Consider the following 26,526-nt stretch of genomic DNA (forward strand, 5'->3'; position numbering starts at 1 on the left):
TCACCGCCCCCCGGGCGCAGCCAGGAAGCCGCGCTGCACCAGTGAGGAGAGATACGTCGTAATCAACGTGGCATCCACGGACGGACACGACGTCCCTGTTCCTCCCAGCGCCTTCAGCGTGTGACCACTGTCACAGACCACCATGCGCGGTCCACCCACGCTCCGGTCCTCGGGTGGCACCTGCTGAAGGAACAGAAGCAGGTCTCCCAGCTCACGGTCGGACGGCGCCGCGAGGCCGAGCTCCGCGAGCCACTCGTCATAGGGGAGCACGCGCAGCCCGTAGCCAAAGGCTCGCATGTGGCTCCACATCTCGTCCGCTCGCACGAACTGCGGGTTGACCAGGTGGAAGGTCTGACCAAGGGACTCGGGACGCAGGGAAAGGTCCACGATGGCGCTGCTCACGTAGTCCACCGGCGTCACATCCAGCAGCGCGTCCACGCTGGGCGCACTCCCCAGTTGGACGCAGCCCTTGAGGGTCCTGCACACCAGGTCATCCGTGTTCCACGCCCCCGTCTGGCTGTGCCCCGTCACCCGACCCGGCCGGTGAATCGTCACTGGGAGTCCTCGCTGCGAGGCCTCACGCACGAGCTTCTCCGCCACCCACTTGCTCTGGGCATAACCGCCCACCAGGCTCGCGGCGGCTTCCAGCGGCTCATCTTCGCGGAAGGGAAGCTGGCGCCCCACGGGCAGCACCGACACCGTGGAGACATAGTGCAGCGGCTTGATGCGCGTGCGCATGCACAGGCGGAGAATCTCCCGCGTGCCGAGCACATTCGCGGCGCGCATCGACTCGTAGGGGTAGATGAAATTGACGAGCGCACCGTTGTGGTAGACGGCGTCCACGTCCTCCGACAGCCGCTGGAACTCTGCTTCCGACAGGCCCAGCAGGGGCTGGCCGATGTCCCCTCGGACCGGGACGATTCGCGACGCCAGGTCGTCGCGCCACAGCGAGTAGCTCTCCAGGTTCTTGCGAATCCGCTGCATCCCCTCCTGCTCCGACTTGGAGCGGACCAGGCAATGGATGCGCGCCTGCGTCTTCCGGCAGAGCTCCTCCAGCAGGAATGCGCCGAGGAAGCCCGTGGCGCCCGTCAGCAGCACGGCGCGCGCGGGCCCGGAGGTGGGCGGAAGCGCCGTTCCCGGCAGCAGCCCGGCCTCCATCACGGCGTCCGCCTCCAGCTCCGCCACCACGTCGTGGACTGGCAGCGAGCCCGTCTTCGCGGCCTCGATGGTGCGCGCCATCTCTTCCAGCGTCGGCGACTGCAACAGGGCCCTCAGCGGGATGTCCGCTCCCGACGCGGCCCGCGCGAGGACCAGCACCCGGTAGAGCAGCAGCGAGTGGCCTCCGAGCTCGAAGAAGTGGTCGTGCACGCCCACCTGCTCCACCCCGAGCACCTGACGCCAGATGTCCGCCAGCGTGGCTTCCCCAGGCGTTCTCGGCGCGACGTGGGCCTTCGCCGTCCCGGAGCCCACACGCTCCGGAGCGGGGAGCGCGGCGCGGTCCACCTTCCCGTTCGGCGTGAGCGGCAAGGCCTCCAGGCTCACGAACACGAAGGGCACCATGTACTCGGGCAACCGGGACTTGAGGTGGTCGCGCAGCGCACCCGGCTCCGGGGCCTTCCCGTCGCGGCCCACCACATACGCCACCAACTGCTTGTCCGCGCCCGAACCTTCTCGCACGACGACGACCGCATCGCGGAGGCCTGGGTGCTCCTGCAGCGCCGCGCCAATCTCACCCAGCTCGATGCGGAAGCCGCGGAGCTTCACCTGGTGGTCCATCCGGCCCAGGTATTCGAGTTGCCCGTCCGGCAGCCACCGCGCCAGGTCCCCTGTCCGGTACAGGTGCGCGCCCGCGTCTCCGGCGAATGGAGATGTGACGAACCGCTCCGCCGTCAGCTCCGTCCGGCCCAGGTAGCCCCGCGCGACACCATGCCCGCCGATGTAGACCTCGCCCGGCACACCCACGGGCATGGGTTCCCGGTTCGCATCCAGCACGTAGACCTGGGTGTTTCCAACGGGCCGGCCGATGGTCGGCGTCTCGCCCCGGTTCACACGGGTGAACGTGGAATAGGTCGTCGTCTCGCTCGGGCCGTAGAGGTTGAAGACATCTCTCACGTGGCCCAGGGCGTAGATGGAGTCGACCAGTGCTCCCGCCAGCGCCTCGCCCGCCAGGTTGACGATGGTGACCGACGCCGGCACCCCGCCCCCTCGCAGCAGCGCGCCCATCGCCGAGGGCACGGTGTTGATGAGCGTCACCTCCTTCGCCGCGGGCAGCTCGGGCAGCTCCAGCGCGTTCTTCGCGACGATGACCTTCGCCCCACAGCACAGGGGCGTGAAGATCTCGAAGACGGACAGGTCGAAGCAGATGGACGTCGACGCCAGCGTCCCCGCCAACGACTCCGGCGAGAAGACGCTCTGGGCCCACTGCAAGAAGGCCACGGCGTTCCGGTGGTCAATCATCACGCCCTTGGGCTTGCCGGTGGAGCCCGAGGTGTAGATGAGATACGCGAGCGAATCGGGCGTCGTGACACGCCCGGGGTTCATCTCCGGCTCGGCGCCGAGGGCGGCGGCATCCGCGTCCAGGCACACCACGCGTGCCTCGGTGGCGGGAAGCTCCGGGAGCAGCCGCTGCTGCGTGAGCAGCACGGGCACCTGCGCGTCCTCGAGGATGAGCGCCAGCCGCTCCTTCGGGTAGGCGGGGTCCAGTGGCACATAGGCGCCGCCGGCCTTGAGGATGGCCAGCAGGCCGATGACGAGGTCCTCCGTCCGCTCGACGCAGAGCCCCACGCGCGCCTCGGGCCGCACGCCCAGCCGCCGCAGGTGATGGGCCAATTGGTTCGCCCGGCGGCTGAGCTCGGCGTAGGTCAGCGTCCGCGTTCCACTCACCACGGCCACGGCGTTCGGCGTCCGCTCCACCTGGGCCTGGATGAGTTCGTGCATGCACAGCGCCGGGACGCCGAGCACCGGGCCGTTCCACGCCGTGAGCAGCCGCGTCCGCTCTTCCGCCGACAGCACGGGCAGCTTTGACAGTGGCGCCTCCGGTTTCGCGACGACGGCCTCCAGCAGCACCTGGAGGTGGCCCACCATCCGCTCCGCCGTCGAGGCGTCGAAGACCTCTCGCGAGTATTCGAGCATGCCAGCCAGGCCCTTTTCGCCGGAGGCCAGGATGAGCGACAGCTCGAACTTGGCGACGCCCTCCACGCTGCCGTCGGGTGCTCCGCCCAGGAATGACCAGCGCGTCCCGGGCAGGTCCAGCGTGGGCGCTGGGATGTTCTCCAGCGTGAAGCACGCACGCACCAGCGGGTTGAGCCCGCCCTCACGCGATGCGCCGACCGCCTTCACCACTTCACTGAAGGGCAGCGCCTGATGGTCCTGGGCGTCGAGCACCGTCTTGCGCGCCCGGGCCAGCCACTGCGAGAAGGTCGGGTCCCCGGACACGTCACTCCGGAGCACCAGCGTGTTGGCGATGAAGCCGATGAGGTCCGGAGGCACGCTCCCGCGGTTCGCGGTCACCGTCCCCACGCCGAAGTCGAGCTGCCCCGAGTAGCGGTGCAGGAGCGCGGCGAACGCGGCGTAGAGCACCATGAAGAGGCTGCACCCCTCACGTTGGCCGAGTTCCCGCAGCGCCTCGCTCAGCGCGGGCGAGAAGGCCACGGGCACGGTCGCGCCGCGGTGGCTCGTAGCGCTGGAGACACCCCGGTCCACGGGGAGCTGAAGCGGCGGCAGCCCCTGGAGCTGCTCCTTCCAGAAGGCCCGTTCCCGGACACCTGAGGCTCCCGCCAGCCATGCCTGCTCACGCAGGGCCGACTCGGCGAACTGCATGGACACGGGCGGCAGGGCCGCGGCCTGTCCCCCCACGAAGGACGCGTAGAGCGCCGACAGCTCCCGGACGAAGACTCCGAGCGACCAGCCATCCGTGATGATGTGGTGCTTCGTCACGAAGAGCGCGGAGTCCTGGTCGTCAAGGGACACCAGCGTCACGCGAAACAGGGGCCCCTGGGCCAGGTCGAAAGGCTGCTGGGCCAGTTCCTCCGAGCGCCGGTGGACCTCCTCGTCACGCTGCGCCTCCGTCAGCCCCCGCACCTCCACGACGCTCAGCGCCGCGCCCACGTCGGGCGATGCGATGACCTGCCTTGGACTTCCGTCCACCTCCGGGAAGGACGTCCGGAGGACCTCGTGCCGGCGGACCAGCTCGTCCAGGCTCCGGCGCAGCGCCACCGTGTCCAGCGCGCCGCGTACCCGCAGCCCCAGGTGGACGTTGTACTGCGCGGTCCCCGGTGACAGCCGGTCCAGGAACCAGAGCCGCTCCTGGCCGCTGGACAGTGGGATGACCTGGGGCCTCGCGACGGGCTGCTCAGGGCCGCTGCCCGCCTCGTCGCGCGCGGTGTGCTTGCGCAGGAACGTAAGGATATCGGCCTTGTTCGCCGCCAGCTCGGTCCGCAGCTCCGGCGTGAGGATGGCCTTGCCCGCCTCCACCACCAGTTTGTCACCGTCGACACGCAGGCGAACGCCCCTGGCCGCGAGGGTGCCCAACAGTTCCCGTACACTCATAGGACGAAGACCTCGTTGTCGTTGGTTGCGGCCGCCTCTGCCTGGATTGCGAGCGTCTCGGCCAGGGCGCGATCCATGACTTCACTCTGGAGATGCGCACAGAGCGCATCCAGCGTCGGGTGCTTCCAAATCAGTGACGCCGGGAGCGACAGCCCCAGTCCCGACGCCAACCTGTTGCGCAGCTCGAGCCCCATCAGCGAGTCGAGTCCGAAGCCTTGGAGCGGCGCTTCTGCGTCGATGCGCGCGGAGTCGAGCCGGAGCACCCGGCCCAGCTGCTCGCGAACGAATTTCTCCAGCGCCACCCGCGCGTCCCGAGGTGTCGCCGTCCGCAAGGCTTCAAGCAGCGCAACCTCCCTGGCGGCCTGCACGCCCTCCCCCGCGCTGGCCGGGACGAGCTCCGACAGCCATGGCGAGGACTTCGCTCGCGGATAGAACTCCACCCACTTGCGGAGGTCGAGCGGCATGACCGCCATCTGCGTCACGTCGCCATCCAACAGCCGGCCCAGGATGGCGTTGCCTTCCGCGGGCGTCAGGCTGTCGGAGCCCCGCTGCGCCAGGCGCTCTCCCCGGTTCGACTGCGCGGCGGCCAGACCGACCTCGGAGAAGGGTCCCCAGTTGATGCTCAGGCCCGGCAGCCCCAGCACCCGGCGGTGATGGGCCAGCGCGTCGAGGAAGGCATTGGCCGCCACGTAGTTCCCCTGCCCTGGTGCGCCGAACAGGGAGGCCGCCGACGAGTACAGCACGAAGAAGTCGAGCGGCAGGTCGCGCGTCAGGACATGCAGGTTCCAACCACCGAGGACCTTGGGCGCCATCACCCGACGGAAGCGCTCCACTGTCTGCTGCAACAGGACGCCGTCATCCAGCACACCCGCCGCGTGGATGACGCCTCGCAGCGGGGTGCCGCCCTCGGCAATCTCCGCGAGCACCCGAGCCAGCTGAGCCCTTTCGGACACATCCGCCCCCATCACCCGCACACGCGCCCCCGCCGCTTCGAGCGCGGCCACGTCCGCCTGCTGCGCTGGCGTCAACGTGGTGTCACGGCCCAGGAGCGCGAGGTGACGCGCGCCCTGCTCCACCATCCACTTCGCCACCGCGAAGCCCAGTCCTCCCAGGCCGCCCGTCACCAGGTACGTCCCATCCGCACGGAGTCGCCGAGCCCCCGTGGCCGGCACCACCACGCGTGCCCCGGGATGATTCAGGGTGAGCGTGCTCACCTCCTCCACGGCGGAAGGCAGGCCCCCGGCTTCGAAGGCGTCCTTCACCTCGCGCCACAGCCGGGCGAACCGGTCGGGCTTGCGTCGCGCGAAGGTGTGCACGTCGACCATGCACCACGCGACGTTCGCATCCCCGGCCGAGGGCGCTTCGGACGTCCCTCGCAGGTCGATGACGCGAGCCCCCTCCGCCAGCACGGCGAGGCTCGGCTCGAGGCCGACAGCGCCCGGCGCGATGACGGCCAGGTCCACCCCACGGCCCCCCGTCATGTCCAACAGCCCCGTGGCGAATGAGGCGTCCTTGGGGTCCACGACGTGGGCAGCGCCGAGCTCCCGCAAAGAGGCCCGCTGGTCGCCCGTCGCGGCTTCGGCGAAGACCTCCGCCCCCATGCGCCGAGCAAGCTGGATGGCCGTTCGCCCAAGTCCGCTCGAGGCACCGAGGACCAACACACGGTCTCGCTTCTCCACGCGTCCCAGGTGGAACAGGCCGTACCAGACAGGCAACACGGTCGCGGCCAGCGCCGCGGCCTCTTCGTGCGACGACGAGGGCGGACGCAGCGCGGTGTTCCCAGCGGGCACGCACAGATGCGACCCGAGGCCCGACGTCACCAGCGCGATGCGCTCCTCGCCCACGGTGACGTCGTTCACGCCCTCGCCCACGGCCACGATGCGCCCACTGCATGCGGTGGCACCTGCTTCGTCCCAGCGCTCCGGGTTCGACGGCCCGCCCAGCTCCGGACGCGCCGCCACATCGACTTCGAGCTCAACCTCTCCAGGCCCAGGCGGACGGCGGACCGCGGACCGGTACTCCTGGCGTCCTTGAGCATCACGCTCGACCCGGAAGGACTGGCCCTCGGCGGGGACGATGGCCTCATGGGAGGCCCTGCCGGGTACGCCACGGACAATGCGGCCGACATGTCGCCCATCAGGGCGGAGGGAGATTTCCTCCTCCGCGTCCGCCACGAGCAGCTCGCGCACCAGCGCGCCGGTGGCGTCCTCGGTGCTCATGACCGCGGACACATCCACCCGAGTGCACTTCAGCTCGGCGTGCTCCTGCGCGAGCGTGCGCCCCAGGCCCCACAACGGGGCCTGCACGACGTCCGAAGCGGAACGGCTGTCCGAACCGTGGTGGACCCCCTTCGTCACCATCCACAGACGGGGCGGAGTCGACAGGCCCATTCGGGAGAGCCCCTGCACGAGGTGCAGGACGCCGCCGCAGCCCATCAACGGGTCCACGTCGCCCGAGTCGAGGCCCGTCAGGTGAATCACGCCGCGCGCAGCGGCCCCCTTGCCGAACGTCTCCGCCAGCACCTCATCGAAGGCCATCGGCGACGACACGTCCACGGTGCGGCGGCCCGGCCTGGAGCCACCCAGGTCGATACGGGTGACTTCGCCCTGGCGGGCGCGGAGCTGTGACTCCACCGTGTCCGCCAGCTCGCCGCCATCCGCGATGAGCAACCAGCGTCCGCCCGCCTCGGTTCCCTGTGCAGGGGGTTGCTCGACGGAGGAGGCATGACGCCACTCCGGAGCGAAGTAGAGGTCCCTGCCCTCCGCATCCGCCACGGGAGCGTCCAGTTGCTGAACCCGCAGCCCCAGCGCCTCCAGCAGCAGCGTGCCGGACGCATCGCGCAGTACGAGGTCGAACTCGTAGACGCCTCGGCGCGTGCCCTCGGGTGTCCGCATCCGGACGTGGCAGAAAGCCTCCGTCGCGGGCTGTGCGTGAAGCCGCAGGTTCTCGAGCGCCACCGGGACGGCGGGCCCCGCATCCTGTGGCACGTCCTCCGAAGGCACCGCGGCGGACACCAGCTGGAAGCAGGCGTCGAGCAACGCGGGATGGATTCGATACGCCGGGGCCCGCGTGGCCAATGACTCCGGCAGGCGGAGGTGGCCGAGCGCCTCCCCTCGCCCCCGCCAGACCTGCTGCACGCCCTGGAACGCGGGCCCGTAGGCCACGCCGTTGCGTGCCAGCGTCTCGTAATGCGCCGCCTGGGTCAGGATGTCGGGGCATCGCTCGCGGATGGCCTCCAATGACTCGGACGCCTGCCCCGCGTGCCCTGCTTCCAAGAGGCGGAGCCGGCCCACGACGTGCGTCATCCACCCCGTCGCTTCCGCCTTCTGGCTCGAAAGCTGGAACGTCAGGGTGCGGCCCTGCTCGCCATGCAGCGCCAGTTGGACGGTGCGCTCCTGGCCCTCGGGCAGGAGCAGGCCCTCCTTGAAGGAGGTGTCGACCAGTTCGTGCGCGGTGCCTCCCGACATCGCGTGCGCCGCGGACAGCGCCATCTCCAGATAGGCCGCTCCCGGCACCACCACCGAGCCCGCCACGCGATGGTCCGCGAGGAACGCGGGCTCACTCGCGCTCAGTGTGGACTCCCAGAAGCGAGTCTCCTGCTGCACGGAGGTCGTGAACGAAGTGCCCAGGAGCGGATGCCCCCCCGAGCGCACGAAGCGGCCTCGCGCTGCACGCGTGGGCCCCAGCTCCAGCCAGTGCCGTTCCCGCTGCCAGGGATACGCGGGCAGTGCGATGCGCCGCCGCTTGTCCGGATGCAGCCGGAGCCAATCCACGCGGTCCACTCGGGTGGCCAGCGCGCCCAGGGATGCGAGCAGCGACGGCCACTCCTCCTGTTCCCGAAGGAGGCTCGGGACGACCAGGCCTCGGCCAGAGGCGTCGCCTTCCCGCAGCATCGCGTCCACGAAGGGCACCAGGATGGGATGCGGGCTCAACTCGATGAACAGGACGTTCCCATCCTGGATGAGACGCTGCACCGCGTCCGCGAACAGCACGGGCTGCCGCAGGTTGCGCACCCAATACGCGGCGCTCAGCTCCCGGCCGTCGATGGGGGCCCCCGTCACCGTCGAGTAGAGCGGCACCGTGCTTCCCGTGGGACGGATACCAGCCATCCGCTCCAGCAAGTCCTGCCGAAGCGGGTCCATCTGTGGGCTGTGGGACGCCACGTCCACCTTCACCCAACGGCAGAAGACCTCGCGCTTCTCCAGGCGCTCCAGCACATCCTTCAGCGCCGCCGGGTCTCCCGAGAGCACCGTGGCCTTCGGGCCGTTGCTGACGGCGATGGCAATCCGGTCCTCCGCGCCCCGAATCTCCGCCTCGGCCTGTTCGCGCGAGAGGTCCACCACCGCCATGGCGCCCTTGCCGCTGACCCGCCGGAGCAGCTTGCTGCGCTCACAGATGATGCGCGCGGCGTCGTCCAGCGACAGCGCCCCCGCGACATGGGCCGCGGCGACCTCACCCATGCTGTGCCCGACCACCGCGTGCGGCTCCAGGCCCAGTGAACGCCACACCGCCGCGAGCGATATCTGCAAGGCGAACAGCGTCGGTTGGATGACGTCGATGTCATTCCAACGCGGCTGCTGCCCGGGGCTCGTCAACAGCTCGCGCAGCGACCAGTCCGTGTAGCGGCCCAGCGCCTCGTGGCACCGGTCGATGGCCTCACGGAAGGTCGTGTCCTGGGCGTACAGCTGCCGTCCCATACCGAGCCACTGTGAGCCCTGGCCGGGGAACACGAAGACCACCTTCTGGCTGTTGCTCCGGCGCCCGACGGACAAGCCGGGGTGGCTCTCTCCGGCGGCGAACGCGTCGAGCTGCGCGGCCAGCTCCCGCGGGGACTTCGCCGCGAGCGCGAGCCGATGGTCATGGTGCGTGCGGCACAGGGCCGCCGTGTAGCTGAGGTCCGCGAGCGCCCCCACGTCCTCGCTCTTCAGGAACGTGCTCCACGTCCGGGCCAGGTCGGCCAGCGCTGGCTCCGTCTTGGCGGACAGGACGACGAGCTCCGCGGTATCGGCCTCGGAAGCGGCGGGCGTGGCCGCGGGCGCAGGGGCCTCCTCCAGCACCACGTGCGCGTTGATGCCGCTCAGTCCGAAGGAGCTCACGCCCGCGATACGCCGCCCCTCGTGGGCCGGCCAGGGGACGCGCTCGACGGGGACACGCGCTGGGATGCGGTCCCATTCCACGTGGGGATTGGGCGTGTGGAAGTGCAGGTGCGGTGGAATCTCCCGGTGCTGGAGCGACAGAATCGTCTTGATGACGCCGGCGATTCCGGCGGCCGGCTCCAGGTGGCCGATGTTCGTCTTCACCGAGCCGATGAAGAAGGGCCGGTCCTCCGGACGTCCCTTGCCCAGCACGGCCCCCAGGGCCCGCAGTTCAATGGGGTCGCCCAGCGGCGTCCCCGTGCCGTGGGCTTCGATGTAGCCCACGAGGGCCGGCGGCACGCGCGCGTTCTCCAGCGCCTTCGACACGACGGCTTGCTGCGACGGTCCGTTGGGCACCGTCAGTCCGCCGCTGGCCCCGTCATGATTGACGGCGGAGCCACGAATCAGCGCGAGGATGTCGTCGCCATCGCGCTGTGCGTCCGACAGCCGCTTGAGCACGAGGATGCCGCAGCCCTCCCCGCGCACGTACCCGTCAGCCGCCGCGTCGAAGGTCTTGCAGCGGCCGTCGCTCGCGAGCGCCTGCATGCTGCAAAGGCAGACGGTCGTCTCAGGGGACAGGATGAGATTGACGCCGCCCGCGAGCGCGAGATTCGACTCGCCGCGCCGGAGGCTCTCGCAAGCCAGGTGGAGCGACACCAGCGAGGACGAGCACGCCGTGTCGACCGGCATGCACGGCCCCTGCAGGCCCAGCACGTAGGAAATCCGGCCCGGGACGAAGCTGTAGCCGTTGCCCGTCGCCATGTACCCGTCGAAGCGGGTCGCGTCGTTCTCCTTGAGCAGGCGCGCCATGTAGTCGCTGGACATCACGCCCATGAAGACGCCCGTCTTGCTGCCCATGAGCTGACCGGGCGCCACACCCGCGTTCTCCAGGGCCTCCCACGCCACTTCCAGCGCGATGCGCTGCTGCGGGTCCAGGCTCGCCGCTTCCCGGGGCGCGATGCCGAAGAACTCTGCGTCGAAGTGCTCCACGTCATCGAGGAATCCACCGCGGGTGCCGTACATCTTCCCCGGCATCCCGCGCGTCGCGTCGAAGTAGCCCTGTACGTCCCAGCGGGACTCGGGCACCTCGCGGAGCGCGTCGACGCCGTCTCGAAGGATTCGCCAGTACGACGGTCCATCGACGGCGCCACCGGGGAAACGGCACCCCATGCCGATGACGGCGATGGGCTCGGTCCGGGCGCGTTCCACCGCATCGAGGCGGGCCTGCATCTTCTCCACGAGCAATGCGGCGCGCTGCAACGCGGAGGGTTCAGCTGACTTTGGCGGGTTGCTCATGTTCCTTCTTCCATCAGTGCGGCGAGCTTCGCTTCGAGCGAGGCGGCAAGCTCATCCGGCGACAGCTCCATGATTCGATCGAGAAGCACCGTGTCCTGAGCCGCGCCCTGTCCTTCCGCGGCCGGCTGCGGTTCCTGGCCGAAGACTTCGCCCAGCAGGTAGGCCGCGATGGCCTCCGCCGTCGGGTAGTCGAAGACGAGCGTCGAAGGCAGCGACGCACCGACCGTCTTCTGCAGCCGGTTGCGCAGCTCCAGCGCCATCAACGAATCCATGCCCACTTCGAACAGCCGCTGCCGGGGCTCCAGCGGCGTGGAGGCATCCAGGCCGAGCACCCGCACCGCCGCGTCCAGGACGTGCTCCAGCAGCAGCGCCATGCGCTGGCGGGGTTCCGCGGTGTCGAGCCGGCGCCGCAGCTCGGAAGCCGACGGGCCGTCCGCCTCGGGCTCGGCACGCACCTGTCCCGCGACATCGGCGAGCAGCGTGGGCGCCGCCCCCCGAGAGAACTGCGCCAGGTAGCGAGACCACTGCACCTGCAACAGGGTGAGCTGCGGCTGCGCGCGGCTGAAGGCCTTGCCGAAGGCCTCCAGCGCCTCGGCCGGGGTGAAGGCCTCTACACCCTGTGCCTGGTAGCGGGACGCGAGCTCCGCGGCCATGCCCACCTCGGCCCAGGGCCCCCAGTTGATGCTCAGCGCCGGAAGCCCCAGGGCACGCCGGTGGTGCGCCAGCGCGTCCAGGAAGGCATTGGCCGCCGCGTAGCTTCCCTGCCCCGGCGCCCCCAGCAGCGACGACGCCGACGAGTACAGGACGAAGAAGTCGAGCGGCTTGCCCTGCGTCAACATGTGCAGGTGCCACGCCCCATCCACCTTGGGCGCGAGCACCCGGGTGAACCGCTTCCAGTCCTGTTGCAGGAGGACGCCGTCATCCAGCACACCCGCCGCGTGGACCACGCCCCGCAGAGGCGCCAGCTTCTCCGCTTCGTCCAAGGTGCGACGGACGTCCTCTTGCTTCGACACGTCCGCCTGGAGCACGAGGACCTTCGCGCCCGCCGTCTCCAGCGCGCGAATGGCCTCTTGCGCGTCGGGACTGGGGCAGCTGCGTCCGATGAGCACCAGGTTCCTGGCGCCCTGATCCACCATCCACCCGGCCAGCGCGAGGCCCAGGCCGCCAAGCCCGCCCGTGAGCAGGTAGCTCGCCTCCGGGTTCAGGCGGGGCAGCTCCGCCTGAGCCACATCCCGCGAAGCGCGAAGGCGGGCCACGTGACGTTGCCCTTCGCGAATCACCACCTGCCGCTCACCGTCGGTGGCGCCCAGCTCGCGCCAGATGGCGGCAGCCGCGTCACCCGGGGCGGAGGGGTCCAGGTCGATGAGCGCGCCACACAGCTCGGGGTGCTCCTGAGAGAAGACGGCGCCCAGGCCCCAGAGAGGGACCTGCTCCATCGCCAGGGGCGTGGGACGCGTGTCGAGCGCTCGGGCGCCCCGCGTCACCCACCAGATGCGCGCGGTGAAGGCGGAGTTCGCCAGCGCCTGGGCCAGGGACAGCGCGCTGCCCGCCCCCAACTGGTGCGCCTCTCGCAGGACCTCCACATGCTCGCCACCGGGTCCACGCAGCGCCCAGAGGTGGACGATGCCGCCCAGGGACTCGCCGGGAAGCACCGCCTCCTGGAGCAGCCGCGCGTAATCCTCCGGCCGCTGGGCATCCAGCGTGAAGCGCCCTTCACCATGACGGACGAACGCCGCTCCCGAGTGGACCAGCACCGGGCGGCCGCCCTGCCTCAGGATGCGCTCGGCGAGCGCCTCCGCGGTGCCCGAGGTGTCAGCGAACACAATCCAGCGACCGGCTTCGGGCGCCGCCTCGGGCACGGGCTGCGGCTTCCAGCCGAGTTCGTAGAGTGAATCCCGCTGGCCGTGGCGCAGCACCGCCATCAGGGCCTCGCGCGGTGCTCGCTTGTGCTTCAGCCCCTCAATCTCGATGAGCACCTGTCCATCCGCGTCGACCACGAGGACGTCGCCGGTGATGACCTCTCCCACCGCCTCCTCCGCGTCCCGTCGCACGGCGTAGGCCCAGACGGGGCCGGTCGGCTGCGCATGGAAGCGGAAGCGCTCCACGGAGATGGGGACGTAGACGGTGCTCAGCATCGCGTCCTCGCGGATGAGGTCCGTTCCCATCGCCTGCAGGAACGAGTCGACCAGACCCGGGTGGACGTACAGGCTCCGGTCATCCTGCTCCGTGGGCAGGCGCATCTGGCACAGCGCCTCGCGGCCCCCACTATGGATGCGCTCAATCCAGCGGAACGCGTGCCCCAGATTGAAGCCGATGTCCCAGTTGCGCTCGTAGAGCCCTCCGTCGAGCTGACGTGAGCAGCGTGCCTCGATGTCCTGTCGAGAAAGCGGCGCGGGACGCGCGAGCCCGTCTCCCACCGACAGCGTTCCCGTGCCGTTCAGCAGCCATCCCTCGGTCTCCTCGTCGGCGGTGGCGGAGAGGCTGTAGAGCTCGAAGTCGTACCGGCCCTTTCCCTTGGGCGCGAGCACGAGCTGGACGAGCTGCTCCTCGTCGTCCGCGAGCACGATGGGCTGCGAGAAGACGCACTTCTCGATGGTGTACGGCCCCGCACCGAATGACTGCGCCGCCGTCGCGATGATGCGCGCGATGTGGCACGAGCCGGGCACGACGATGGTGCCGTAGAGCCGGTGGTCCTCCAGGAACGGCAGCGACTGCGCGCTGTAGCGTCCCTCGAAGACCAGCGACTTGCTCAAGGGCGAGCGCACCCGCTGACCGACGAGCGACTGCGCGGTGGTGAGCGTCGAGACCGTTCGGGACGTCTTGGAGACATCCAGCCAGTGCCGCTGGTGCTGCCACGGGTAGACGGGCAGCGCGACACGGGTGCGGTGGCGATCGCCGTTCAGCGCACCCCAGTCCACGTCCACGCCCTGGGTGTAGAGCGTGGCCAGGCTGGAGAGAATCTGCGCCTGCTCGGGCTGTCCCTTGCGCAGTGATGGCAGCCAGGTGCCCGCGTCGTCCCCAAGGCTCTTGAGCGCCATGCCCGTGAGCGTCGGATGGGGGCCGACCTCCACGAAGACGGTTCCTCCCAATGCCCGCAGCGCCTTGAGTCCGTCATGGAAACGCACGGCCTCTCGGACGTGGCGGCGGAAGTACCCGGCGTCGAGCACCGTGCCCTCCCCTAGCACCTGCCCCGTGACGTTGGACGCCAGGTGGATGCGCGGCGCCCGGAAGGTGAGGTGTCCCGCCGCCTTCTCGAAGGCATCCAACATCGGATCCATCAGTGGCGAGTGGAACGCGTGGGACACGGTGAGCCGCCGGGCCTTGAGGCCCTGCGCCTGGAACGCGGCGGAGAGGGCCTCCACTGCCTCACGCTCGCCCGCGATGACGGTGTCCGCGGGTCCGTTGACCGCGGCAATCGACACCCGGTCCTCGTACGGGGTCAGCGCTTGCGCGACGACCGCCTCGCTCGCGGTGATGGACACCATCTCCCCGTTGCGAGGCAGCGCCTGCATGAGCCGCGCGCGCCTGGTGATGAGCCGGAGCGCGTCCTCGAGTTCCAGCACACCCGCCACACACGCGGCCACGTACTCGCCCACGCTGTGCCCCAGCACCGCCCAGGGCTCGACACCCCAGGAACGCCACAGCTCCGCCAGGGAGTACTCCAGCGCGAAGAGCGCCGGCTGCGTGTACCCCGTGTCGTCGATGCGCGCGTCCGTTCCGTGCATCACAGAGAGGAGTGAGTCGCTCCACTCGCCCTCGAGCAGGGCATTGCACCGGTCCAGGGCCGCGCGGAAGACAGGCTCCGATTCGTACAACTCACGACCCATGCCCGCGTACTGCGCGCCCTGTCCCGTGAAGACGAAGACGACCTTGGGCTCCTCACCCTCGAAGCGGTGCTGGGCCAGCCGGGGGACTTCATCCCCCCGCGCGAAGGCCTGCAGTCGCTCCCGGGCCTGCTCCGCCGTCTCCACCACGAGCGCCATGCGGTGGAAGAACGACGTGCGTTGGGTGTTCGCCGCGTGGGCGATATCCGCGAGCGACAGCTCCGGGCGCTGGGCGATGTGCTCCCCGACTCGGACCGCGAGCTGCGCGAGCGCCCCCTTCGACTTCGCCGAGAGCGCGAGCACCTGCGCACCGCGCTCGGCCTGCGCCTTGACGGGCTCCGGCCGAGGCGCCTCCTCCACGAGGATGTGCGCGTTGGTGCCGCTCAAGCCGAAGGCGCTGATGCCGGCGATTCGTGGACGCGCCCGCTCCGGCCAGGCGGTGACTTGCGTCGGGATGTCCAGCGGGAAGCCGTTCAGCTCGATGTGCGAGTTGAGCTTCTTGAGGTGCAGGTGCGGAGGAATCACGCCGTGCCGGTGCGCCAGGACGACCTTGATGAGCCCGGCGATGCCCGCCGCGGCCTCCAGGTGGCCAATGCTGGTCTTCACCGAGCCCATCAGCAGCCGCTTCTCAGGCGTGCGTCCCTCGCCGAGCACGTTGGCCACGGCGCGGACCTCGATGGGGTCGCCGAGCGACGTGCCCGTGCCGTGCGCCTCGATGTAGTCCACGTCCGAGGGCGCGACGTTCGCGTTGGCCAGGGCGGCGCGCAGGACCTGCTGCTGGGCATCCCCGTTCGGAACGGTGAGCGCGCTGCTCGGACCATCGTGATTGACGGCCGAGCCACGGATGACGGCGAGGATGTCATCACCATCCCGCTTCGCGTCCGACAGGCGTTTGAGGACGACCATGCCGCAGCCTTCGCTGCGCACGTAGCCGTCAGCGGATTCGTCGAACGTCTTGCACCGGCCGTCCGCGGACAAGGCCCGGAGTTGCGCCAGGTAGATGGTGGAGTGCGGCGCGAGCGTCATGTTGACGCCCCCCGCCAGCGCCAGGTTGGCCTCTCCACCACGCAGGGCCTGGCAGGCAAGGTGCACGGCCACCAGTGACGACGAGCACGCCGTGTTGAGGCTCATCGCCGGCCCCTGGAAGCGGAGCAGATAGGCCAGCCGGCCCGCGGCGAAGCTCGCGTCATTGCCGGTGGCGATATAGGCGTCACCCGCCGCCGATGCGCTCCCCACGCCGTTGAGCATCGCGTACTCGTTGCTGCCGATGCCGACGAACACCCCCGTCTTGGTGTTGGCCAGCCGCGCGGGCGCGAGTCCCGCGTGCTCCAACGACTCCCAGGCGACCTCCAGCAACAGACGCTGCTGGGGGTCCATGTTCGAGGCCTCGCGAGGCGCAATCCCGAAGAACTGCGCGTCGAACTGGTCAGCGTCGTCCAGGAAGCCGCCCCAGCGCGTGTACGTCTTGCCAGGGACGCCCGGCCGCGCGTCGTAGTAGTCGTCCACCTTCCAGCGCGAGGCGGGGACCTCGCGGATGGCATCCACGCCGCCCTCCAGCAGCTTCCAGAAGGCGTCCGGGCCGGAGGCCTGCGGGACGCGGCAGCCGATGCCGATGATGGCAATGGGCTCCGTCGCGTTGCTGACGACGCGGCTTGCCTCCTCCTTCGCCTCCACATCCAGCTGGAGCACGTCCTTCAGCAGGTATGTGGAGAGGGCCAGGACGGTCGGACGGTCGAAGGCGATGGTGGACGGGAGCTGGACACCGAAGCGCGCCACCAGCCGGCGCCGCAGCTCCACGGCGGTGATGGAGTCCATGCCCGTGTCGAAGAAGCCCTGCTCCAGCTTCACCGCCGCGCTGGAGGCGAAGCCCAGCACTCGGGACACCTCCTCACGCACCCACGACGTCACCAACTCCTTGCGCCGCGCTGGCGTGGCGTTACGCAACTGCGCCAGCGTCTCGCTGCCGTCCACCGGTGCCACCGGCGTGGGCACGGAGGGCGCACCGAGCACCTCCAGGAGCGGCCGAGGCGCCCGCGACTCGTACACGGACTTGAAGAGGCTCCAGTCAATCTGCGCGACGCTCCGTTGCGTCACATCCATGGCGAGCAGCGCTCCGAGCAACTGGAGCCCGCCCTCCACGGTGACACCGCGCACGCCGATGCGCTCGAACCAGCGCAGTCCTTCCTCGGCGACCATGCCTTCGGCCGCCCACGGTCCCCAGTTGATGCTCAGCGCGTGCTGGCCCCGGGCGCGGCGGTGGTGTGCCAGCGCGTCGAGGAACTGGTTGCCCGCGGCGTAATGCGCCATCTGCGCCGAGCCCCACACGGCCGAGCCCGACGAGAAGTAGACGGTGAAGTCCAGGTCCAGCCCCTGTGTGAGCTGGTGCAACACCCAGCCACCCGTCACCTTCGGGCGCAGGATGGAGGCGAGCGCCGCCTCGTCCATGGCCTCCAACGATACCTGCGAGGAGACTCCCGCGGCGTGGATGACGCCCTTCAGCGGAGCCGGTCCCCGCTGGACGGCGTCGATGACCTCCGACATGCGCGCCGCATCCGCCACATCCGCGCTGAGGGCGTGGACGACGGCGCCCTCCGCTTCCATGGCCTCGATGGCGGAGACCTGCCGGCCCACATCATTGTCGCGGGGAATGGCGGCCCACGCATCGCGGCTCGGCAGTCCCTTCCGGCTCAGCAGCACGAGGTGCCGCGCGCCCTGGGAGACGAGCCAGCGTGCCACGTGGAGTCCCAATCCGCCCAGGCCACCCGTGACGAGGTACGTCGCATCCGCGCGAAGCGAGAGGCGGGCATCTCCGACGGCAGGCGCCGAGGGAACCAGCCGAGCCACGTAACGGGTGCCATCGCGGAAAGCCGCCTGGTCCTCGCCATCCGCTCCGGACAGCTCGCGCCACAGCGCTTCCACCTCGCCCTCCGGCGCGGCGGGGTCCAGGTCTAGCAGACCGCCCCAGACCTCCGGGTGCTCCAGCGCCAGGACACGGCCCAGGCCCCACAGCGGCGCCTGCACGGGCGAGCCGCTCGTGACGTTGCCCACCGGCTGGGTCCCCCGCGTGCACAGCCACAACCGGGCGCCGCTCGCGGACGGTGACTTCACCAGGGCCTGCACCAGCCGCAGCGCCGCGTGGACGCCTCGTTTCTGCGCGGACTCCACCTCCGCGAGCGTGGGCTCCGCGCCGGAAACGGTGTCCGCGCCCCACAGGTGAATCACGGCCTTCACCGGGCCCACGTCGTGGAGCAACTGCGCGTAGTGCTCCGCGCTGTCCGGGTGGATGGACCGCACCTTCTGGTCTTCGACGGCCGCGACCTCCCCGGGGACGACCAGCCAGCACGGTTCGCCCTGGGCTTCCAGATGGGCCGCCAGCGAGGCACCGACACCCTCACGGTTCCCGAAGACGAGCCAGGTTCCCTGGCCCCTGGGCACATGCGGCGCAGGCGCCCCCCGCTCACGCACATGCCAGGTGATGTCGTAGACCCAGCCATCCGGGCGCTGGACGCTCGACGTGTCCGCGCTCCGGGCCACGGAGGCCCGGGTCAGCGTCTTCACGGGGGCATCGTCAATCCAGTACCGCGAGCGCTGCCACGGGTAGAGCGGCAGAGGCGCGACACGGCCTCCGTCCGGGAAGAGCCGGCTCCACTCCACGGGGTAGCCCTTCACGTGGAGCCCACCCAGCGCGCCCAGCATCACCGTCTGGCCGTCCCGCCCCTTGCGCAGCGACGGCACCGCCGCGCCTTCCAGCTCACGGCGTCCCAGCGCCTGCGTCACGTATCGGCCGAGCGCGGGCTGTGGCCCCAACTCGACGAAGAGCCGGTGCCCTTCCTCCAGCAGCTCTTCCACCGCCACTGAGAACCGCACGGTCTCTCGGACATTGCTCGCCCAGTAGGCCGCGTCGAGTGCCGTGCCGTCGATGGCCTTGCCACTCACGGTGGAGAACATCGGGACGGACGTCGGCCGCGTTTCGATGTGACCCAGGACCTGGGTCAGCTCGGCCTGGAGCGGTTCCATCTGGTGGCTGTGGAAGGCGTAGTTGACGCCCAGGTCCCTCGTGGCGACACCTCGCGCACGCAGGCTTTCGAGCAGTGCTCCGAGCGCCGCCGGTTCACCCGACAGGACGACGCTCCGGGCGTCGTTGATGGCACCTACCGACAGCCGGTCCGCGGAGGGCGCCAGCTCGCGCTGAGCCTCTTCGGGCGACAGTTCCACGGAGGCCATGCGCCCCTGTCCTGTCGCCTTCTGCATGATGCGGCTGCGCTGCGCCACCAACCGAGCGGCCTCGGACAGGCTCAGCGCCCCGGCCACGTGCGCGGCGGCCACTTCACCCACGCTGTGCCCCACGACCGCGGCCGGGACGACGCCCAGCGCACTCCATGCGGCCGCGAGCGCGACCTGGATGGCGAAGATGGCGGGCTGTGCCACCTCTGTCTCATCCAGACGGGACTCGGGCCCGTCCGCCATCAGCGCGTCGATGATGGAGTTCCGAGTGTGCGGAGCCAGCGCCGCGTCCACGTCACGCAACGCGGCGGCGAAGGCTTCGTTGCTCGCGAAGAGGTCACGCCCCATGCCCTGCCACTGCGAGCCCTGGCCTCCGAAGACGAAGACGACCTGTTCCCGGCGACCCTCCGCGACGCCCGTCGACAAGTACGGCGGCGCCCCGCCTTCGAGGAACGCCTGGAGTTGCGCGTCCCACTCCGCCGCCGTACGACCGGCCACCGCGAGCCGGTGTTCGTGGGGGTTGCGCCGCAGCGCCGCGGTGTAGGCCAGGTCTTCGAGCCGCGGCGCCGCGTCCCGAGGTTGAGCCAGGAGCGCGTGGTACGAGCGAACCAGTGCTCGCAGCGCGCCCTCGCTCCTCGCGGACAGCGTGAGCAGCCGCGCGGCGGACTGGCTGGCCTCGGACACGGGCGAAGACGCGGGCGCCTCTTCGACAATCACGTGCGCGTTCGTTCCGCTGATGCCGAAGGAGCTCACCGCCGCGTAACGGCGCCGCGGTGAGGCTGGCCACGGCTGTTGCTGCGTCGGAATGGCGAAGGGCGTGTCCTCGATGGAGATGCGAGGGTTGAGCGCCTTGAAGTGCAGGTGCTTCGGAATGGCCTCGTGCCGGAGCGCGAGGAGCACCTTGATGAGGCCCGCCATCCCGGCCGCCGCCTCTAGATGACCGATGTTCGTCTTCGCGGAGCCGAGGAAGCAGCGCGAGTCATCCTCGCGCCGGTGGCCATACGTCTCCCGAAGGGCCTCCACCTCTATCGGGTCGCCGAGCGGCGTGCCGGTGCCGTGGGCTTCGATGTAGCCAATGTCCTTGGGCGACACCTGGGCCGCGGTCAGGGCCTCGCGAATCAGGGCCTGCTGCGACAGCACGTTGGGCGTCGTCAGGCCGGTGGAGCCACCGTCCTGGTTCACCGCCGAGGCGCGAATCACGCCCAGGACGTTGTCCCCGCTGGCCAGCGCATCGGTGAGCCGCTTCAGCACCACGACGCCGCAGCCTTCACCCCGGACGAAGCCATTCGCCCGTGAGTCGAAGGTCCGGCATCGGCCGTCCGGAGACAGCGCGGTCAGCTTGGAGAGCCAGGAACTGGGACGCTGGGACAGGAGCAGATTGACGCCGCCCACGAGCGCCGCGTCGCACTCGCGGTTGCGCAGACTCTGGCCAGCCAGGTGCAGTGCCACCAGCGAGGACGAGCAGGCCGTGTCCACCGACATGGCCGGCCCCCGCAGGTCCAGCAGGTACGAGAGCCGTCCGGCAATCACGCTGTTGGAGCAGCCGATGACGGAGTAGACGTCGCCCTCCACGTCGCGCTCCGCCTGGAGCATCGCGTAGTCATTGCCGCAGACGCCGACGAAGACGCCCGTCCGCGTGCCCGACAAGCGCGCCTTCGGCAGGCCCGCGTCCTCCAGCGCCTCCCACGCGACCTCGAGCAGCAAGCGCTGCTGCGGGTCCATCGCCACGGCCTCGCGTGGCGCAATCCCGAAGAACTCCGGGTCGAAGCCATCCACGCGCTCCAGGAAGCCGCCCCAGCGCGTGCCCTTGTGCTCCGCCGCGTCCGTGCTGCTCTTCCAGCGGTCGGCGGGCACCTCGCGGACTGCGTCTACGCCTTCACTCAGCAGCCGCCAGTACGCCTCCGGGTCGTTGGCGCCGCCCGGGAAGCGGCAACCCATGCCGACGATGGCGAGCAACTCGGGGCCCTGCGCCGTCGCGCCCACCGCGGGAGCGGCCTGCACCTCCTTCACCACCGGACGCGCTGTGACGCGCGACTCGGCGTCAAGGACGGGCTCCAGCTTGCCGAACAGGTGCGCCGTCAGCGTCTGCACCGTGGGATAGGCATAGGCCAGCGTCGCGGACAGCGTGAGCTTCAGCCCGGACTCGAGCCGGTTGCGCAGCTCCAGTCCCGTCAGGCTGTCCATTCCGAGGTCGCCAAACGGCTGCTCGGGGTCGATGCGCGCCGGTTCCATTCGGAGGATGCGCCCGAGCTGCTCGCGCAGGTAGCCCTCCAGCAATCCCCGCCGCTGGGAAGGCTCCGCCGCCGCGAGCATCTCCCGCGCGGTGCCCTTGCGCGAAGCCGGCGTGCGCACCCGTTCCTGTATCAGCACGGAGAGGAAGGGCGACTGCGCCGCGCTCAGGTAGAACTCACGCCACTGCCGCAGGTCGAGCGGCACCACGGCCACCTGCGCGGCCTCCTTCGCCAGCAGGCGCCCCAGCGCGTCCAGGGCTTGCGCTGGCGGCATGTTGCCCACGCCGCGCAAGGCCAGGCGGTCGCCCCGGTTCGTCGCCTCCGCGGCCAGGCCCACCTCGGCCCAAGGGCCCCAGTTGACGCTCAACGCGGGGAGTCCCGCCGCACGCCGGTGGTGCGCGAGCACATCCATGAAGGCGTTGGCCGCCGCGTAGTTGCCCTGCCCCGGCGAGCCGAGCATCGACGCCGCGGAAGAGAACATCACGAAGAAGTCCAACGGACGGCCCAGCGTCTGGGCATGCAGATTCCAGGCGCCCTGGACCTTCGGAGCCAGCACTGTACGAAGCCGTTCGGCGTCGAGCTGCGCCAGCACACCATCGGCGATGACACCGGCCGCGTGGACGATGCCGCGCAGCGGCGGCAGCTCCGCCCCCAGCGAAGCCAGCAGGCGCGTCACGTCGTCGGCGCGGATGACGTCCGCCGCGTAGACGCGCACGTCGGCGCCGTTCGCCCGGAGTTCGCCCAGCGCCCGGTTCGCCTCGTCGGTGGGCGCGCTCCGGCCAGTGAGCGCCAGGTGCCGGGCGCCCCGCTGGATGAGCCACTTCGCCACTTCCAGCCCGAGCCCGCCCAGGCCGCCGGTGATGAGGTACGTGCCCTCCGCCGAGAGTTCACGGGGCTCCGTCGCCTTCCCAGCAGCAACACCCCGCCCCAACCGGGCGACATGGCGCTGACTTCCGCGCAGCGCAATCCGGTCCTCCGCGCTGTCCTCCAGGAGTTCCGCGGCCAGCGACGTGACTTCCTCGGGGGACGGCTGCGCGCTCAGGTCCACATGGGCGCAGCGCAGCTCCGGGTGCTCATGGGTGATGACGGCCGCGAGGCCCGCGAGAGGCGCGGCCCCCGGAGCACCCGGCGCCGAATCCTGGGCGAGGACGTGCAAGCCCGACGTCACCAGCCACAGGCGCGGTGCGTCTCGCCAGCCCCGCTGGGCCCACGCCTGGAGCAGGGACACCACGCTGGTTGCGCTCAGCGTCACGGCCTGCTCGAAGGCCTCTGGCTCCGCCACGTTGGACGCCACGTCGAGCCCGTACAGGTACACCATGCCCTTGCACGGCGACTGCTCGCTGAAGGCGTCTCTGAGGAGCGCCTGGAAGTCCTCCAGGCGCGATGGGTTGACGCAGTAGTGGTCTTCGGAGAGCCGCGCGTAGGCAGGCCCCGCCTCCACCACGACGCTGGTCTCGGCGTGCTCCGAGAGCGTCCGGGCCAGGGACTGGCCGACACCACGCGCGTCCGCGAAGACAAGCCACCGGCCCGCACCGCGCGCGGTTCCAGCGTCCTCCCGAACCACGCGCTGCTGCGACTGCCACTGAACGGAGTACATCCAGCGGTCCACTTCATCGACGGGCTTGCTGGCCGCGGAGGCCTTCTTGCAGACCAGCCGATGCACCTCCGCCACCACCCGTCCCTCGTCATCCAGGAGGGTGACATCGCACTCGATGGCGCTTGCCCCCGAAGCGGCCCCATTGACGATGCGAACGTGGCTCCAGAGTGCTGGCTCCGCCGGAGCCAGGGCGCGCAGCCGGGAGAAGGACGACGGGACATACACGCCGCCTTCGCCGTCCACACCGCCCAGCGCCGCCGCCAGGACCTGGAAGCAACCGTCGAGCAACGCGGGGTGCAGGCTGTACCGGGCGTCCTCTCCCGTCCGCTCGCCCGCGAGCCGCACGCGGCCCAGCGCCTCACCGTCCGCGCGGTAGAGCTCCGTGACGACACGGTAGCTGGGGCCATAGTCCAGGCCGATGTCGCGAAGGCCCTGGTAGTGCGCCTCCACCGACACCGGGGTACTCAGCCGCGCACGCAACGCCGCCAGTCCAGTCGGCTCCGCGATCGCCGAGTCGCCCTGACGCAGGGTGCCTTCCGCGTGCAGCGTCCAGTTCAACTCATCCGACGGCGTCTCCCGCAGCACGGGCGCGCTGAAGAGCCGGAACGCGTGCGTCCCTGAACGCTCCGTGGAGAGCCACAGCTGGAGCACCCGTTCCTCGTCCTCCGGGAACGCCATGAGCGCGCTGAAGCTCACCTCCTCCAGGGAGACGGGCGCCCCCAACGTCTGTCTGGCCGCGCTCAGCGCCATGTCGGCCATGGCCGCCGCGGGCAGGGCGGGCACTCCCTGGACACGATGCTCCGACAACAGCGGGAAGTGCTTCGGGCCCAGCTGCACCTGCCACAGCCGGGAGACATCCCCGTGCGCGGACAGGTCGATGCGCTCACCGATGAGTGGATGCCCGGAGGTGGACCTCGACGTCCGCGCCGCACGGGACACTGACTCCATCCAGAAGCGCTCGCGCTGCCAGGGGTACGTGGGCAGCGGCACGAGCTGGCCCTTGCCCGGGTACAGCCGGTTCCACGCAACGCGGTGGCCCGTCGTGTAGAGGGCGCCCAGCGAGGACAGCATCGTGTGCCGCTCGTCCTCTCCACGCCGCAGGGACGCCAGCACCACGCCCTCCGCGTCCGCGGCGCCCAGGGTCTGCTCGACGGCCGGGAGCAGCACTGGGTGCGGGCTCACCTCGATGAACACCGTGTGCTCGCTCGCCAGCAACCGCCGCGTAGCGGCCTCGAAGCGCACCGGGAGACGGAGGTTGTTGCCCCAGTGGGCGGCGTCCAGTCTGGCCCCGTCCAGGAACTCACCAGTCACGGTGGAGCAGACGGGCACCTGCGCGGCGCGCGGAGAGATGCGCGACACGCGGCCCTCCAGCTCGCGGCTGATGACCTCCACCAACGGCGTATGCGACGGCACGTCCATCTTCACCCAGCGAGTGAAGACGCCGCGCTGCCCCAGCGTGGCGATTGCCTCCTGGACCGCTTCCGGCTCGCCCGACAGCACCTGCGACCGGGGGCCATTCAGACCGCCCAGCCAGAGCTTGCCGCTCCAGGGACGGATGGCCTCCTCTGCCTCCTCCGCCGACAGCTCGACCAGCGCCATGGTCGTGCCTCGGCCGCCCAGGCTCCGCATCAGCTTGCTGCGGTGGCAGATGATGAGGCAGGCATCCTCCAGGCTCAGCGCGTCGGCGACGTGCGCGGCGACGACCTCGCCCATGCTGTGCCCCATCACCGCGTCGGGCTCGATGCCCCACGAACGCCACAGGGCTGTCAGCGCCACCTCGACGGCGAAGAGGACCGGCTGGTTGATGTCGATCTCCGCCAGGCGCGAGCGCTGCTCGTCCGCGGCGATTTCGTCGAGCACGCTCCAGCCCAGATGAGGCCGCAGCGCCTGGTCCACCTGGACGAGCGCGTCCCGGAACACCGGCTCCTGCTCCATCAGTGCCCGGCCCATGCCTGCGCGCTGCGCGCCCTGCCCCGGGTAGACGAAGACGACCTTCCGGCGCGCGCCGAACGCCTTGCGGCCGGTCCAGGTGCCCTCGGGCAGCTCGCCTCGCGCGAAGGCCCGGAGCCGCTCCGCCGTGCGCTCGGGAGCGTCCGCCAGCACCGCGAGCCGGTGAGAGTGATGCGTGCGGTGGGACGACGCCGTGTAGCAGACGTCAGAGAGGCTCGCCGCCCCACCGCGGCCCAGGCGCTCCGCATGACGCTCCGCGAGGGACTGGAGGGCTTCACGGCTGCGCGCGGACAGGGGCAACAGCTCCGGCCGCGGTGGCAGCGCCTCCTTCGCCGCCGGAGCGGGTGCCTCTTCGAGGATGACGTGGGCGTTGGTGCCGCTGATGCCGAACGAGCTGACGCCCGCGCGGCGGGGCTGTCCGGACGTCTCCCACGGCGTGAGGCGCGTGGGGATGGTGAGCGCGCTGCCCTCCATCTGGATACGGGGGTTCACCTGCTTGAGATGCAGGTGTGCCGGGATGCGCCGGTGACGCATCGCGAGGACGACCTTCATGATGCCCGCCACGCCCGCCGCGGACTCCAGGTGTCCCAGGTTCGTCTTCACCGAACCGATGCCACACACGCCACCATCCGCGCGAGGCGCTCCGTACGTCTCGCGCAGCGCCTCCACCTCGATGGGGTCACCGATGGGCGTCCCAGTGCCGTGCGCCTCCACATAGCTTACCTGCTCCGGCTTCAGCCCCGCGCTGTCCAACGCCTGGCGGATGAGGGCCTGCTGCGAGAGCACGTTGGGCGTGGTGAGCCCGGTCGACTTGCCGTCCTGGTTGATGGCCGAGCCGCGAATCGTCGCCAGGATGTGGTCGCCGTCCGCGAGCGCATCCGACAGACGCTTCAGGACGACGATGCCGCAGCCCTCGCCACGGGTGAAGCCGTTGGCGGAGGCGTCGAACGCCTTGCTCCGGCCATCTGGTGCGAGCGCCTGGAGCTTGGCCACGAGCTGCACCGACTGCGGCGAGAGAATCAGGTTCACGCCACCGGCGAGCGCCATGTTGCACTCGCGCGCCCGCAGGCTCTGGCAGGCCAGGTGGATCGACACGAGCGAGGATGAGCACGCCGTGTCCACCACCAGGCTCGGTCCCTGGAAATTGAAGAGATAGGACAGGCGGCCGGAGAGGACACTGGCGGCAACGCCCGTGGCGCTGAACGCGTCACCCGTCTCCGGCTGCTCCACCTGCATGCAGTGGTAGTCGTCATTGCAGGCGCCGATGAAGACGCCGCTGCGGCTTCCCGACAGCTTGTCGACGTCCAGGCCCGCGTCCTCCAGCGCCTCCCACGCCACCTCCAGCAGCAGGCGCTGCTGGGGGTCCATCCGCACGGCCTCGCGGGGGGAGATGCCGAAGAAGCCCGGGTCGAAGCCATCCACCGCGTCCAGGTAGCCACCCCAGCGCATCGCGCCTTCCCCAAGGCCGGAGACGTCCTCCCGAGGCCACCGCTCGATCGGAATCTCCCGCACGGCATCCACGCCCCCTTCGAGCAGACGCCAGTAGGCCTCCACGTCATCCGCCTTCGGGAAGCGGCACGCCATGCCCACGATGGCAATGGGCTCCTTCGCGGCTCCCTCCACGGCATTCAGCCGCGACTGCATCTTCTCCAGCGCCACCAGCATGCGCTTGGCGGGAGACAGCTCGTTCGAATCGTCAGTGCGATTTGCCATGTCGGAAT

General features: G+C 70.3%; 3 protein-coding genes. All 3 read right to left on the reverse strand.

Going from position 1 to position 26,526, the window contains the following annotated elements; genetic code table 11:
• The 3 genes from BHS09_RS22880 to BHS09_RS22890 are packed head-to-tail and all read right to left on the reverse strand — an operon-like array spanning position 1 to position 26,518.
• Positions 1 to 4,548 (reverse strand): non-ribosomal peptide synthetase, encoded by a 4,548-nt coding sequence (locus BHS09_RS22880; RefSeq protein WP_140798996.1) that lies wholly within the window; start codon positions 4,546 to 4,548, stop codon positions 1 to 3.
• Complete coding sequence (locus BHS09_RS22885; RefSeq protein ID WP_140798997.1) at positions 4,545 to 10,979, reverse strand: type I polyketide synthase; 6,435 nt, start codon at positions 10,977 to 10,979, stop codon at positions 4,545 to 4,547. Before BHS09_RS22885 ends, BHS09_RS22880 begins: the two co-directional genes overlap by 4 nt.
• Positions 10,976 to 26,518, reverse strand: coding sequence for a type I polyketide synthase (locus BHS09_RS22890; RefSeq protein WP_140798998.1), 15,543 nt, complete (start codon positions 26,516 to 26,518; stop codon positions 10,976 to 10,978). Before BHS09_RS22890 ends, BHS09_RS22885 begins: the two co-directional genes overlap by 4 nt.
• Positions 26,519 to 26,526: the final 8 nt, after the last annotated feature.

Origin of the sequence: Myxococcus xanthus, assembly GCF_006402735.1 — a bacterium.
Lineage (GTDB): Bacteria > Myxococcota > Myxococcia > Myxococcales > Myxococcaceae > Myxococcus > Myxococcus xanthus_A.